The organism is Chlamydiales bacterium, from assembly GCA_016185065.1.
Taxonomy (GTDB): domain Bacteria; phylum Chlamydiota; class Chlamydiia; order Chlamydiales; family Rhabdochlamydiaceae.
Genome location: JACPOL010000004.1, coordinates 141,980 through 156,555, shown reverse-complemented (window position 1 = coordinate 156,555; position 14,576 = coordinate 141,980). Strand labels below are relative to the sequence as shown.

Here is a 14,576-nt window from a genome sequence, read left to right as displayed (position 1 = left end):
TAACAGGATCCGCTTCGCTGGCAGAATCGGCGCTAACCGCGCCGGCAGGATAAGGGAAATTTTCCGGAGATCCTGCCGGCGCGGTTAGCGCCGATTCTGCCAGCGAAGCGGATCCTGTTATAATTTTTTTAGGTGTTTTTGAGGCCGAACTGCTTGGGTTTTAGTGAGAACCAGGCGAAGGCCGCGGCGAGTAGGCCATAGAGGATGAGGCTGAAGGAGTCGGGAAGCAGGGGAAGGGCATCGGTGTTGACCCAGCCAAGGATGGCGAGGAGGGCGGTCACGACTCCCATGCAGGCGTCTCCTGCGACGAGACCGGAGGCGGCCAAGATGCCGCGATCCTTTGCTGCACTGGCTTTATTGCCACCTTTTGAGAGGTGCTCAACAGCGAAAGAGGTGATGCCGCCCGCCATGATCCCTGCGCTTAGAGAAAATGGAAGGTAGAGGCCAATTGCAAACGGGAGAATAGGCAGCCGGACGAGCTCGAGAAGAAGGCCGATAAGAACGCCAATGCCGACGAGCGTGAAAGGGATGTTTCCAGAGATAACGCCCTGCGCGACCATTGCCATCATTGTGCCCTGAGGAGCTGGCAGCTCTGGCGTACCAAAGCCGTATACTTTGCTGAGAAGGTATAGGGTGCCGCCGATAAAGGCTGCTGGGAGAATGACTCCGATGATTTCACTGATCTGCTGAGTTCTAGGAGTTGCCCCCAAAAGGAAGCCTGTTTTTAGATCCTGAGAGGTTGTCCCTGCAAGCGCGATGGCGACGTTAACAACAACGCTCATTGTTAGAGCGGCGATAAGGAATATTCTCTCGGTCCAACCGAGCGCAACAAAGACAAGGCAGGTGATGAGCAGCGTGGTGATTGTCATTCCCGATACCGGATTCGAGGTGCTGCCGACAATGCCCACCGTAAGAGAGGTCACGGCGACAAAGAAGAATCCCAGAAAGATGAGAAGCAGAATGGTCAGTAGGTTCATCGGAAGGCCGGGAAAGAGCCAGAGCGTGAGAATGATCGCAATAGAGCCCAAAATGAGCCAGCGGAGGGAGATGTCTCTATCTGTTCTAAGAATATGTTTCGAATCTGTGGCGCTCTGAAAGAGCTCGCTGAATCCCACTTTCAACGTTTTTCCAATGAGCGGCGCTATTTTAAATAAACTGAATAGTCCGCCTGTTGCAACTGTACCAGCGCCGATGTAGCGCACATATTTTGACCAGATATCGGTGGCTGTCATTTCAGAGATGGGTATCACGCTTGGAAAGATCGTCACACTCCCAGCTCCGAAGAGTTTAATCAGGGGGATAAAGACTCCCCAGGCGAGCACTCCTCCAGCGAACAGAACCGATGCGATGCGCGGACCGATGATAAAGCCGACGCCAAGAAGGGCCGGTGTGCAATCCATGCTAAACTGCGTGCGCTGAAAGGGTTTGATGATATAGGTGGGAACCTCATTCCAGAGATGGAGAACTCCTCCCATGATCTTGTAGAGGGCTCCAGTGATGATGCCGATGATCGCGATCGGAGCGCTTCCGTGAGCGTTCTCCCCCGCTCGTAATATCTCCGCGCAAGCTGTTCCTTCAGGAAAGGGGAGCTTTCCATGCTCTTGGACGATGATGTAGCGCCGCATCGGAATCATGAAGAGCACACCGAGGATCCCCCCAAGCGCTGAGAGGAAGAAGATTCTCATTGCAGAAGGAGCCTCTCCCAAGAGAAAGAGCGCAGGAACTGTGAAGATCACACCCGCTGCCAGTCCCTCACCTACAGAGGCGATCGTCTGTACTAGGTTGTGCTCTAAGATGGAGACGTGTTTGAAAACAAGTTTGAGAATTCCCAGTGAGAGAACAGCTGCGGGAATCGAGGCGGTAACGGTGATTCCTACTTTGAGTCCCAGATAGGTGTTGGCAATTGCAAAAAGAAGGCCCAGAAGGAGGCCGAGGGTTACGGCGCGAAAAGAGAATTCAGGAACGCGTGTTGCTGCTGCAATGTAGGGCTTGAAGCGTGGGACCTTCACAAGAAAACCTATCTAGCTATTTTTTACTACTAGTGCCACGCATTACAAATGTTCGCCAGTTAAAAGTGTATTTTTTACCTTTTTTTTCTCCTTGGGCTTTCTCTTTTTCAAAAGTTATGCGGATATTTACTAATTTTAATTCTTCTCCACTCTGCCCCTCTTTATCGCTCACAGTCCAGAAGTAGACCTTTCTAATATATTTTGCGGGGTGAATGAGAGAGACCGTGATCTTATCCTCCTTATCGGGAGGAGGAACTTCTTTTCCCACGGGGGCTGGTTTTGAGAGCGTCTCCCATTCGACACTATTTCTATAGAGCTCCGCCTTGATTGCCGCAAACTCTAGGGCTGAAAGACGAGAGATCTCTGCTCCCTCCACAGAGGAGAAGTGCGCTTTAAGCAGACGAAGGGGATTGCGCACTAATGGAAGAGCACATATAGATAAAAGAGAGAAGGCGATAACCAGTTCAAGCATGAGATAGGGGCGTTTTTTTGAATATCGAGAAAGGTTCATAGATGGAATTTCAGGGAAAAGCCCTTTATAATCTCGTTAGAATCAGCTGGCTGGAAGAGCCTAGCATAGTGGTCGAGCCTTGGCAAGTTGAGGATCTTAGATCGGCCTCTCTAGAAACGTTATTTGCACGCCTTGAAACGCTCGGCATAGAGCTGAGCCCTGAAGCCTTTCTCGTGCATGCAGAAGAGAGCCAGGATCCAGAAGAGCTTATCGATCACCTCTATGATGGCGTCCTTGAAGATGCGGGATATGAGCAGTCCTATCTTCTTATCTTTGAACTCTGGCGGCGCCTACTTCCTCAAAAATTTGCTTTGTCCGTCTTTTGTGATGAGCTCGATTGGCGCATCTACCTGTACGATCGGGAGCTTCTAAGCCAAGAACATCTGCAAGAGGTGATCTCAGATTTAGAAGATCTCCTCGACGAGAGCGTCGATAATGGAGCAGAGCCTAAAGAGATCTTTTTGACCCTCGAAAGCTTTTGCGCCCACGATCTTGAGCGGTTTCTCTATGATTACGCCACCGGATTGATCGATGGGGGTGAGGATCTTGACGCTTCTGAGCTCATCGACGAGTTTTATATCTACATCGAGAAGACAAACTGGTTCGACTTCTTACGGGCAAGGCTGCTAGCTCCTGTTGATCTCGAAGAGTCGGTTCTTGTGCTTGAGCGGCTTCTTTTGCAACTGGAAGAGGAGCCCGATGTCGACCTTCTGTTTGAAATCACCACCTATCTCGTCACTCAGGGCGACCCAGCTCTCTTTCAGAGGTGTATAAAACTCCTCATGACACTCATTGATGATGAAGAGAAGTTTCAAGCTCTTGTTAAACTTGTTGTTGAGTACTTCTGCTGCTTAGATCTCGATACCCATCATAAAAGCGCGCAGGAGTTTCTCTCTCAGCGGCAGAATCGATCTCTAGACGCACCAGTAGACGCCTCCGATTTTAAGAGTATTTATCTGCTCTTAGAGAACTCTCAAGGGAAAAAAATCTAGATAGTCGCAAGAGGTGAGAAGGTAGCGGATGCCGCCCGCTTCTCCGAACATTTGCACTCCCTTTTTGAGGTTGTGAAGATGCCCAAAGACGCAGATCTCCACTTTATACTTTTCTAAGATTGCTGAGGCGCGAGAGGGTTTGAGGTCTGCGCTAATTGGAGGGTAGTGAGTGAGAGCGATGCGCGTTTTTGCATGAGGATCGAGGTTTTTCAAGCTCAGTTCAAGGCGCTGGAGCTCTCTTTCAAAGAGTCTGGCATCCTCCTCCTTTTTACTTGCAAGCTCTTCCGCCGTTCTCTTTTTCGCCTGAGGATTTTCTTGAAAGTCGATGTAAGGACCGAAGCTGAACTCCTCGGTGTCCCAGAGCCTCGCGCCCCCAATTGAGATCCCATTCCAGTTAAACACATCATTTTGAATGAAGTGGATAGAAGAGGGCATCACCTCTCTCATCTTCTTGGGAGAGCTCCACCAGTAGTCGTGATTTCCTCTTAAAAGAAGCTTGGTTCCTGGGAGTTTATCGATCCACTTTAGATCGACCAGAGCGTCTTCAAGGTAGATGGCCCATGAGATATCTCCAGGAATTAAAACTAGATCTTCCGCTCTTATCGTGGCGCGCCAGTTCTCTTCGATGCGCTCGGCATACTCCTTCCAGAGGGGGCCAAAGACCTCCATCGATTTTTGTGGAACGCCGAATGAGAGGTGGGGATCGGAGAGAGCGTAAACAGCCATTAAATTGTGAAGCCGTCGGGCAGGTGAGTTCCTGAAGGGATGATGATAATGCCGTCGCGGATATAAACTCCATCGCCATCATACTTCTGCAGATTCTCTCTATTGATCAGCTGCACATTATTCCCTATCGATGAGTGCTCATCGATGATCGCCTTTTCTATGCGGCAGTTTTCACCGATGGAAAACTCGCCAACGTAGGATTTATGACCTGAGATGATCGAATTGCGGATCACAGTTCCCTTCTTGATCTGCGCGCGCAGTCCCACGATGCTGCCCGTGATCTCTTGCGCTTCGACGATTGCTCCCATACCGATCACCGAGTTTTCGATATGGGTCTGGTGAATGACCGGGTTGGGAAGCTGTTGAGGTTTGGTGTAGATCGGCAAGATCTCATCGTACATATCGAGACAGTTCTTATTCGAAAGAAGAGCCAGATTCGCTTTGTAGTAGGAGGCGATCGTTCCAATGTCCTCCCAGTAACCATCAAAGATATAGGAGTAGGTCCTCCCCCGTTTGACCTGGAGTGGAATTAGATGCTTTCCAAAGTCTTCGCCCTCTTCTCTTAGCAGCGAGATCAGGCAAGAACGTTTAAAGACGTAGATTCCCATCGACCCCAGATAGTGAGGCCCCTTAACTCCCGGCCGCTTTTTCTCGGTAAAGTGGCCTTCAGGAAGTTCGTAGAGCTTGAGCAGCTCGGGAGTGTTCGGTTTCTCGAAGAACCCCTCCACATGCCCCGTTGCGTCAATTCTCAATAGCCCCATCCGTTTGGCTTCCGCCTCTTCTACAGGGATTGTTGCGATCACTAGATCAGCATTCGTATCTTTGGCAAAGTTCACCATCGACATGAAGTTCGCGTTGTAGAGCTGATCCCCAGAGAGAATTAAGAAGTACTCCGCAGAGGATTTAATCAGATGGTCGATGTTCTGGCGCACTGCATCGGCGGTTCCCTTAAAAACGACCTTTCTCTGGGGAGTGTCTATCGGAGTGAGCAGCTGAATATCTCCCCTCTGAAACTGGTGGGGTGTGAAGCAGCTCTTCACATACTGGTTCAGATCTGCAGCGAGATGCTGAGAGATGATATAGATGCGGTTGATATTGGAATTCAGAGAGTTAGAGATAGGGATATCAATGAGGCGGTAGCGCCCTCCAAAAGAGACAGCTGGCTTGCAGCGCGACTGAGTCAGGGGAAATAGGCGCGTTCCTTCACCACCCGCTAGTACAATGCTAGCGACTTCGCCCGGGATCTCCCGATGTTGCCTGACAGAGCCCATCCCACTTCTCTAAATAGGTTAAAATTATTATTTAACATAATAGAGAGGAGAATTCAAATAATTATTTTATAGAAGCCAGGTTCTTAATTTCGTGGGCATTGTAGCTAGATCGCACAAAAGGACCCGCATAGACGTAGCGGACGCCCAAGCTCTCTCCAAAGTCGGCATACTCTTTGAACTTTTCCGGGGGGATAAAGGCTTTAACAGTTAGTTTTTTACGATTGGGTTGAAGGTAGTGGCCAATGGTGATGATATCGCAGCCGGCAGCATGGAGATCCGCAATCGTCTCTTTCACCTCGGCTTCACTTTCCCCTAAGCCGAGCATGATGCCCGACTTTACAAAGAGGACCTTGCCGCTCTCTTTGACATGCTTAAGCACTGCAAGCGTCCGTTCATAGGTCGCCTTGTGGCGAACGCGAGGAGTTAGAGACCTGACAGTTTCGATGTTATGGTTAAAAATCTCCGGCCGCTCTTCAAGAATTCGGTCGACTGAAGCGAGGTTGCCGTTGAAGTCGGAGGTAAGCAGTTCGATGGTCACTTCCGGATCGTGGCGGCGTACCTCGCGGATGATCTCAGCCATGTGGGCGGCCCCGCCATCTGGCAGATCGTCGCGGGCAACCATCGTGATCACCACATGCTTTAATCCCAGCTCCTTTACAGAGAGTGCGATGCGCAGAGGCTCATCTGCTTCGGGCCCTTTGGGCTGTTTAGAAAAATCGATATCGCAGAATCCGCAGTTGCGGGAGCACTCCTTTCCGAGTGCGAGGAAGGTCGCCGTCTTCTTATTATAGCACTCAAGGCGGTTAGGACACTTCGCCTCTTCGCAGACAGTATTGAGCTTATACTTTTCAAGCACCGCTCCCGTTTTAAAAAGAGAGCCCCCCTCGGGCAGCCTGCGGTGTAGCCAGGAGGGGAAGCGGCCTCTTTTTACAGCGGCCTCTTCGCCACTTTCTGGCTCTTGGTTAGCTGGCAGAATATTGAGTCTGCGCGGAGAGTCACTCATCTTCTAACCTTAGGCGGAAAGTGGATGGGCGTATCTTGAGCGAGGAGAGCTGCCTCAAGCCACGCCTCTGGCGTAGTTGGATGCGCATGGATCGTATCCGAGACAGATTCGATTGTGAGCTCGCTCGAGATAGCAAGCGCCATCTCAGCAATGAGCGCCGATGCGTCGTGGCCGACGATCTGAGCTCCCAGAATCTGACCTGTCTTCTGATCGGTAACCACTTGAGCAAAGCCCTCTGTTTCTTGCGATGCGATAGATTTGCCTAGCGCCTGGAAGGGGAACTTTCCCGCAACAGCTGAGGTGCGGCCCGCCTCTTGCGCCTGTTCGAGAGTCATGCCCACCGTCGCGATTTCTGGCGAGGTAAAAATAACAGCTGGAACTGCGTTGTAGTGCATCGAAGCCTCTTTGCCTGCCGCATTGCTCGCTGCGACGATCCCCTGGTGGGAAGCCACGTGAGCTAGGAGGAACTTTCCCGTCACGTCGCCGATCGCGTATATTCCAGGTACATTCGTCTCCATCTTCTCGTTAACCTCAATCGCGCCCTTCGCGTCGACCTTCACGCCCGCTTTTTCTAGGCCGAGATCCGAAGAGACCACTCTTCTGCCAATCGCCACAAGAGCGATATCGAATGCAACAGGGGGCTTGTCTTTAAGGCGGACCGTCACTCCAGATGAAGAGGTGTCGATTCCTTCGACCATGACTCCAGTCATGATGTCGATCTTCTTCTGCTGAAAGGCGCGCGTCAGAGTGTCGGAGATCATCTTTCCCTGAATCTGCACAATGGAAGGAAGCGCTTCCAAAATCGTCACGCGCACCCCCAGCTCTGCAAAGAGAGAGGCGAATTCGCAGCCGATGTAGCCGCCGCCAATCACAGCAATTGAGAGAGGAAGAGAGGTGAGTTCTAGAATCGATGTCGAGTTGAAGATCTTCTTATGATCGCAAGGAAATGCGGGGATATCCAGTGGCTCTGAGCCCGTTGCGATGATGATCTTATCCGAAGAGATAATCGCGCTCTCCTGTCCCTTCACTTTAATCTCTGAAGGAGAGAGGAGCTCGGCTTGGCCGCGCATGATTGTGATCTTATTTGAATTCAGCAAGCCCTCAAGGCTCTTGCGAATTTTTTGCACCACATTGTCTTTGCGCTCTTTCATCTTCTGGTAGTTAAAAGAGACGGAGCCAACAGTGATCCCATATTCGCTAGATTCTTGAACCTTTTTGAGAACGTGAGCTCCTGCAATCAGCGTCTTTGTCGGGATGCAACCCACGTTCAAGCAGGTTCCGCCGAGATCGCCTTTTTCGATTAGACAGACGCTCTTTCCCATCTGGGCAGCTTTAATCGCTGCAACATAACCGCCAGGTCCCGCTCCAATTACAGTTAAATCAAATTTTTTCTTTTCCATGAGCCACCAAAGTTTTTCGCTCCATGTTATCGACTTTGAGAAAATGCCGCTACCCAAGAGAGAGGGAGACCCAGGAATTTTACACAGAGATCACGGAGACACAGAGAAAGAGGAGAAGATCATCTCTTCTGCTCCCTGCAGAAAAGATGGATCCCCTGCCGCTTCGCGGCATTTTTTTCTTTTTCTCTTCTTTCTCTGTGTCTCCGTGATCTCTGTGTAAAATCTTCTCTTTCACAATCTTTTTAGCGAATAGTATCTTGTTTGATTTCGGCATTTCCAAAATCTCGGGGTTTATGCGAGGATGAGAATAGAAATGAGAATTTGAGGTGGTGTATGAAGCCAACAGATCGCCAGAAAGTTTGTGCCAATTGCGATGGAAGGATCTCCTATGATTCTACAATCTGCACCTACTGCGGAGCAGAAGTCGCAGAAACCGATACCGCGCAGATGCAGCTCTTCAAGCACCAGGCCCTTCAAGAGAGCCTCACCTCCCTCTACTCACCTCCCTACTCTAAAAAAGCAGCAGAAGCTCAAACAGAAACTCCAGAGCCTGTGAAGAAAAGAGTAGAGACGTTCAAAGAAGTTAAAACTGTCACCGCTGGTTTAGGAGCCACCACTATGCAGATCAACAATTCAGAAGGAGAAGCACACGAAGCCCAGAGCCAGAGCGGCCTCCTCCCTATTCTTTTTCTCTCAATCGGAAGCAACCTCTGCCTACTCGGCCTTCTCCAGTTCTTCTTCTCAGAAGGCGGCTTTTTAAAGCTCGAGTGGGATGCCAGCTACTGGTTCATCTACTGCCTCATCTCCCTTCCCCTCATCTACTTCGGCATGAAGAAGGCCTCCCCCTTCAAAAAGTAATAAAAAAAGACCGTTGAAAAACGGTCTTTTTTCTTTAGAGACTTTTTTCTCTTGGGATCTAGTTGCTTTCGAGAGCTGCGTAATTCAAGGCGCCAAGTGCGAGCAGGGTTGCAACTGCTGCAAGCGGATGGATCACAGCTGCTGCGGCGCTTAGCGTGATTATGTTCACTATTTTTGCAGTATAATTCGCTCCTGATGCAGCGTTTCTTACCATCTCTACCATCTCAGCTGGAAAATTGCCAAAACTTTCTAGGTACTCTTCAGCAATGGGAAATCCAATCATGCCTAGAGAGAAAAAAAGAGCGATAGCTGATAGCGTTGGAGAGACCATGCCAGCAAGGATGAACAGCGAGACTGCTGCGCTAATTGCCTGAATCGTCTTTCCGAAGACGATCGCAGCTTTTCTCGTCTCAGGATTGTCGAACACATTGAGCTGCTTGGCACCTAACTCTATCACTGATCCGGCGGCACCGACGGCTGATGCGCAAACGCCAAGAACTCCTAAAGCAAACGTTTCCATTCCTACACCCATTGCCATAATAAACTCCCAGTTAATTTAAGAGTCTATTATACAATATTCAATCTTTTATAATAAGATTGTAATAATTCTTTAAATTTTAGTAATAAAATTTTTTGAAATAAGAGCGCGCGGGAAAAGAAGCCCGCTCGGGAAAACGGACATTAATGTCCATTTCTTCTCCGCGCGCTCTTATCCCTGGATGTCGAGGGTCTCTTCTTCGGAGAAGAAGTTAGGAAGCATAGAGAGATCGGTGCGGTGCTGGAGGCGATCTTCTCGAGGCAGCTCCATCTTTTCTGGAGGCTCTGGCATCATCATGGCGAATTTGAAGAGCGCATGAGCGATCTCCATCTTGATCTTCGCACTGAGAGATTGAAAGAGGGCAAACGCCTCGTGTTTAAACTCGATGAGCGGATCTTTCTGCCCGATCGCACGGAGGTGCACTTCTGCGCGCAGGTGGTCGATGTGCAGAAGGTGCTCTTGCCAGTACTGATCGATTGTGCGGATGAGGACGTTGCGCACCACCTCTTTTAAGATGCCATTGGGGTCGATGGCGCCGGTAGCAGGGGCTAGCGCTAGCTGTGCCTTCTCAAGCATCTCGCAGTCGTTTGCTAGCTTGTCGCGGAAGGCTTGAACCACGAGCTGCTGGGCTTTGCGTTCCAGCTCTTCGGGCTTGGCATTTGCGCCTTCAAACTCCTCTTTATCAAACTTAACGGGAAACTGAGTCATGAGCCACTGGCGGTAGCCTTCGACGTCCCACCCATTTTTTGAGGAGTGGATAGCGAGGAACTGGCTAGATAGATCGGCGCACACCTCTTCGAGAATCTCTTCTGCGAGAGCGGCTGTATTTTCAGTGTGAAGGACCTCGTTTCTGAACGAGTAGATCTCTTCACGCTGCTTGTTCATCACATCATCATACTCGAGCGTATGCTTGCGGATCGTGTAGTTGCGCTGCTCAACTCTCTTCTGCGCTGTCTCGATCGACTTGTTTAATACCTTTGCAGAGATAGGCTCGCCTTCTGGCGGGCGGAATCGCTGTAGGAACGATGTGATGCGCGGAGAGGTGAAGAGGCGCATGAGCGAATCTTCAAAAGAGACGTAGAACTTGGAAGAGCCAGGGTCGCCAAGGCGAGCGCTTCTTCCTCGGAGCTGTCTGTCGATTCTGCGAGACTGGTGGCGAGTGGTGCCTACAACGTGAAGTCCGCCCACGTCTGCTGCTCCCTCTTTGAGTTTAATATCAGTTCCGCGGCCGGCCATATTTGTCGCAACGGTGATTGCGCCTTTTCTGCCCGCATCGGCGATGATCTCAGCCTCTTTTGCGTGGTTTTTCGCATTGAGAACAGTGTGTTCCAGTTTTCCCAATTTCAAGATGCGAGAGAGCTTTTCAGAGACCTCGACAGACTCGGTGCCGATAAGGATCGGTCTTCCGAGAGCGTGGATCTCTTGGAGATCTTTTAAGATCGCGTTGTACTTCTCGCGCTCTGTCATGTAGATCTCATCATCGGCATCTTTGCGGTGGCATCCGCGGTGTGTGGGGATCGCAAGAACATCCAGCTTGTAGATGTCTTTAAACTCATTCGCTTCTGTCATGGCAGTCCCCGTCATGCCGGAGATCTTCTTGTACATGCGGAAGTAGTTCTGCAGGGTAATAGTCGCGTAGGTCTGCGTCTCTTGTTGGATCGCGACTCCCTCTTTTGCTTCAATCGACTGGTGGAGTCCATCTGAGAAGCGTCTGCCTGGCTGCGGACGACCCGTGTTCTCGTCGATGATCACGATCTTGTTATCGACAACGATGTAGTCGATATCTTTTTCCATCAGGAGGTGAGCGCGGAAGAGTTGTCTTAAGTTGTGCGAGCGCTCTTTGCGCAGCGCATCTTCTTCTCTAAGAGCTACCTTCTGCTTGAGCTTTTCCTGTTCGCTGAGATCGGGATTCTCGTCGATCTTCGCATACTCGCCGCCCAAGTCGATCATGAGGAAGTCGTCTTCGTTTGGCTCATTTGTACGGCTGCCCATCCAGGAGTGGATCCCCTTATCGGTCAGCTCATATTCGCTCGCTCGCTCATCGACGATGATGTAGAGCTCGGAGAGAGCGGCAGATCTCTCTTGCTTGTTGCTCTCGGAGTAGTAGTAGGTGTCCCAGCTTTCGATCTCGGAGCGAAGGTCGGGATCTTCGCGCATTCTCTTAAGAATCTTGTTCTGAGGAGTTCCCTTGCTGACGAGCCAGAACTTTCTGAAGGCTTCTTTTGCATCAGCAGCTGCCTTCTTCTCAAGCTTCGGCTTCTCGCCTTCGGTAAGCATGCCTAGTTGTTCGAGTGTTTTGCGAGCCTCTGTTGCCAAGCGGTTGCAGAGATCTCTCTGGAGGCGTACGAGGTCGGCAACGCCATCTTTAAGCTCATCGTACATCTGTCTCGAAGAAGTGGAGGGGCCGGAGATGATCAGAGGTGTGCGCGCTTCATCGATAAGGATCGAGTCGACCTCGTCGATGATCGCAAAGAAGTGGCCTCTCTGGCACTGCTCTTCCTTGCTCTGAACCATCGAGTTGTCTCTTAAGTAGTCGAAACCGAATTCTGAGGAGGTTCCGTAGACGATGTCCGCCTCGTAGATCCCTTTCCGGAGATGGTGGGGGGTAGAGGAGATCAGGGGTTTTACTGTGAGTCCAAGCCAGCGGGAGATCGTTCCCATCCATTCGCAGTCGCGCTGAGCGAGGTAGTCGTTTACTGTGACGAGATGAACCGGCTTACCAGAAAGGGCGTTGAGGTAGAGAGGGAGGGAGGCGGTTAGGGTCTTTCCTTCGCCTGTCTGCATCTCGGCAATCGAGCCGTAGTGGAGGGCTGTCGCACCCAGAATCTGCACATCGTAGGGGACCATGTCCCACTTCTGATCATATCCTGAGACGTGGACATCGATTCCACAGAGTCTGCGGCACGCATTTTTTACGACGCCATACGCTTCAGGGAGGAGCTGATCGAGGGTCTCGCCATTTGCGATACGCTCTTTAAACTCGACTGTTTTGTGTTTTAACTCTTCATCGCTTAGAGACTTATACTTCTCATCCCACGCATTTACTTGAGATACGATCTTTGCGTATTTCTTCAGTTTGCGGCTCTGAGCTGTGCCAAATATTTTTTTTAAAATTCCAAACATCGGAGAGTCCTTTTAAGTCTTATCTTGGTTTGCTATCGCTGGTTCAAAAGAGAGATCTCCAGGCTAGGTTATCTCAGCTTTTCCTGCAACACAATGGAGGCACCATTTTACACAAAATACTATATATTAAGCAATTGAATAGTTAGTAATTTGAATTTGATAAAACGTAGAATGGTTTTTAATAATTAAGCATAAATCGTTAATTGTTTATAAATAGTGCATTAATTATGAGGTAAATATGACAGTTAAAGCCGCCGGCTCACCCTCCCCAGAGACTAAAGGACCGCAAATATCTGAAGCTAAAGAGTTTGCGTCTTCTTCGCGTGGAGCTCCCATTCCAGATACACTCGTAAGCGCAGGAAGCCCTGAAAGTGAAGAGCCGGGATGCTGCCTGGGCACCTTCTACTCATGCCTCTCTTTTATCTGCTACCCCTTCACCTGCCTTTTAGAGTGCCTGCGATGCCTCTTCTGTTGCGAAGGCGAGAGCGAAGAGAAAGAAGCTTCAGTAGACGACACCTCCTCAGCGGGCTCTGCGGAGACAAGCGGCGTAGAAAGTCCTGCTGAAGCGGTGAGCTCATTAGATGAGCAGTTCAACGCACTCTGTATGGCAAAAAATACCGCAGAGTTGGAAGCGTTAATCGACAATTGGGGGGCGCAAGATGCAGCACAAAAAGAGGGCTGGTCTCCTCTTTGCGATCTGCTTCTTTATAATATGCACCACCTCATTCCTCGCCTCTTAAAGGCTGGAGCTGACGTCAACTCTACTAACTCAACGGGGAAAAACGTACTGCACATGTGCTGCTGCGTCAAATGGCTGGGTTTGAAAATTGAGGGAAAGCCACTTATCCAAACGATTATTGAGGCTGGAGCCGACGTGAATAAGCCGGACAGAACGGGGAATACTCCGCTGCATGTCGCGGTAACTCATTGCGCTCTTGAAGAAGCCCGTCAAATGCTTAGTCTGTCAGGCAGTGCTTTGAAGATCAATCAGAAAAACTGCTTAGGAGAAACTGCTCTTCATCTAGCCTGCAAGAGCGTACACGTGGAAAGTGCACACGTGGAATTTGTTAAGCTGCTTCTGCAGAATGGCGCCGATGCTCTAGAAGAGGATAACTGCGACAGGATGCCTTTGCATCGCCTCTGTGCTAATAAAGAAAAAGAAAAAGGAGTCGAGATGATCGATCTCCTTTCTAAGCAGCTGGGTTTTGATGTGAATGCAGAGCGAACAGATTGTACCACTGCGCTGCACCTTGCGTGTATCAAGGGGTCGGAGAAGTATGCAAAGCAACTGCTAAAATTGGGCGCTGATCCCAGAGCGATAGACCTCCTTGGTAGAACGCCTCTACACTACGCTGCAATGAATGGAGAGATAAATCTGGTCTGCCTTCTCGTGCAAGAGTACAATCAAAATATCAATGCGTGCGACTTAAGTGGAATGACACCTCTTCACCTCGTCTGCCTAAATGAGATGGGATTGAAATTAAAAACAGAGAGAAGGCCGATGGTTGAGGTTCTGATGGAGTTGGGTGCGGATGAGAAAATCGGAGGAACGGTCGATGGACAAGAAAAGCTTCCGGATTTAAAGTTCATGACAGAGTCAACTCCGGAACCGAAGAAGTCTGCTGCTCCTAAGAAACGTGGTAGAACAGATAAGGGAGAGGTAGCAGCAACTCTTGCGCTACCGGTTGACTTAGGTACTGTCGTACGAGTTAGAAAAAAAACAGTGAAACCTGAATCTAAAAGATAAATATGACCTGGATCCTCTCTCTTCTGCTTGCTACATCTTCTCCGGCGTCTTCTCCGGCCCTGCCGCTTCCAGCAGCGGTTATGCCCGAGGAGAAGGCGCATCAGATCGGCGAAGATGAGTCGAAGGCGGTCGATAATCTCATCGATGCGACGCTTCAAAAGCTCGATCAGCAGAAGGAGCTAAAGAGGCTGATGGCTCTCTTTCGCGATCAAGAAGAGCGCTTCTTTAGAGGAGATCAATCCAAAGAGCACTCTTCAAAAATGGTGAACACAGCGCGCCAGATTCTAGATCTCATCAAAAAAGGGCACCTAGAACATTTGTTCTCTTCCGAATATATGGAAGAGTTGGCATTATTTTCTTCAATTGCGGGCAGAACTACTCCTGCTCGTCCATAACAG

General features: G+C 50.0%; 12 protein-coding genes. 4 read left to right on the top strand and 8 right to left on the bottom strand.

What is annotated here, in order from left to right; all coding sequences use genetic code 11:
- Positions 1–128: 128 nt before the first annotated feature.
- Together HYX48_02685 and HYX48_02680 are read right to left on the bottom strand one after the other, a co-directional pair.
- Entirely contained in the window at positions 129–2,009 is a 1,881-nt protein-coding gene (locus HYX48_02685) for an oligopeptide transporter, OPT family (GenBank protein MBI2742805.1), read from the bottom strand.
- Between the two features lie 16 nt (positions 2,010–2,025).
- The gene (locus HYX48_02680) at positions 2,026–2,520 is read right to left on the bottom strand and encodes a hypothetical protein (protein ID MBI2742804.1); all 495 of its coding nucleotides are present in this window, start codon (positions 2,518–2,520) and stop codon (positions 2,026–2,028) included.
- Between the two features lie 2 nt (positions 2,521–2,522).
- Here HYX48_02680 and HYX48_02675 point away from each other — a divergent pair, with 2 nt between their 5' ends.
- A complete protein-coding gene (locus HYX48_02675) occupies positions 2,523–3,512 on the top strand; it encodes a hypothetical protein (GenBank protein ID MBI2742803.1) in 990 nt (329 codons plus the stop codon).
- Here HYX48_02675 and HYX48_02670 read toward each other — a convergent pair.
- The 4 genes from HYX48_02670 to lpdA form a co-directional block, all read right to left on the bottom strand.
- The gene (locus tag HYX48_02670) at positions 3,483–4,238 is read right to left on the bottom strand and encodes a metallophosphoesterase (protein ID MBI2742802.1); all 756 of its coding nucleotides are present in this window, start codon (positions 4,236–4,238) and stop codon (positions 3,483–3,485) included. The genes HYX48_02675 and HYX48_02670 overlap by 30 nt on opposite strands.
- The gene (locus HYX48_02665) at positions 4,238–5,509 is read right to left on the bottom strand and encodes a glucose-1-phosphate adenylyltransferase (protein ID MBI2742801.1); all 1,272 of its coding nucleotides are present in this window, start codon (positions 5,507–5,509) and stop codon (positions 4,238–4,240) included. The genes HYX48_02670 and HYX48_02665 overlap by 1 nt, the downstream gene beginning before the upstream one ends.
- A 61-nt stretch (positions 5,510–5,570) precedes the next feature.
- On the bottom strand, positions 5,571–6,512 hold the full coding sequence (lipA, locus tag HYX48_02660; protein ID MBI2742800.1) for a lipoyl synthase: 942 nt from the start codon (positions 6,510–6,512) through the stop codon (positions 5,571–5,573).
- A complete protein-coding gene (lpdA, locus tag HYX48_02655; GenBank protein MBI2742799.1) occupies positions 6,509–7,912 on the bottom strand; it encodes a dihydrolipoyl dehydrogenase in 1,404 nt (467 codons plus the stop codon). Before lpdA ends, lipA begins: the two co-directional genes overlap by 4 nt.
- 333 nt (positions 7,913–8,245) lie before the next feature.
- On the opposite strand from lpdA, the gene HYX48_02650 reads away from it, so the two are divergent.
- Entirely contained in the window at positions 8,246–8,770 is a 525-nt protein-coding gene (locus HYX48_02650; protein ID MBI2742798.1) for a hypothetical protein, read from the top strand.
- 58 nt (positions 8,771–8,828) lie between these two features.
- Here the strand turns inward: HYX48_02650 and HYX48_02645 are convergent, their stop codons facing one another.
- Both HYX48_02645 and secA read right to left on the bottom strand, forming a co-directional pair.
- Positions 8,829–9,308 carry a hypothetical protein gene (locus HYX48_02645; GenBank protein ID MBI2742797.1) on the bottom strand — a complete coding sequence of 160 codons (480 nt, stop codon included), beginning with the start codon at positions 9,306–9,308 and terminating at the stop codon, positions 8,829–8,831.
- Positions 9,309–9,479: 171 nt separating this feature from the next.
- Positions 9,480–12,431 carry a preprotein translocase subunit SecA gene (gene secA / locus HYX48_02640; protein ID MBI2742796.1) on the bottom strand — a complete coding sequence of 984 codons (2,952 nt, stop codon included), beginning with the start codon at positions 12,429–12,431 and terminating at the stop codon, positions 9,480–9,482.
- Between the two features lie 238 nt (positions 12,432–12,669).
- Here secA and HYX48_02635 point away from each other — a divergent pair, with 238 nt between their 5' ends.
- Both HYX48_02635 and HYX48_02630 read left to right on the top strand, forming a co-directional pair.
- Positions 12,670–14,178 (top strand): ankyrin repeat domain-containing protein, encoded by a 1,509-nt coding sequence (locus HYX48_02635; protein ID MBI2742795.1) that lies wholly within the window; start codon positions 12,670–12,672, stop codon positions 14,176–14,178.
- 2 nt (positions 14,179–14,180) lie between these two features.
- Positions 14,181–14,573 (top strand): hypothetical protein, encoded by a 393-nt coding sequence (locus HYX48_02630; GenBank protein ID MBI2742794.1) that lies wholly within the window; start codon positions 14,181–14,183, stop codon positions 14,571–14,573.
- Positions 14,574–14,576 lie beyond the last annotated feature (3 nt).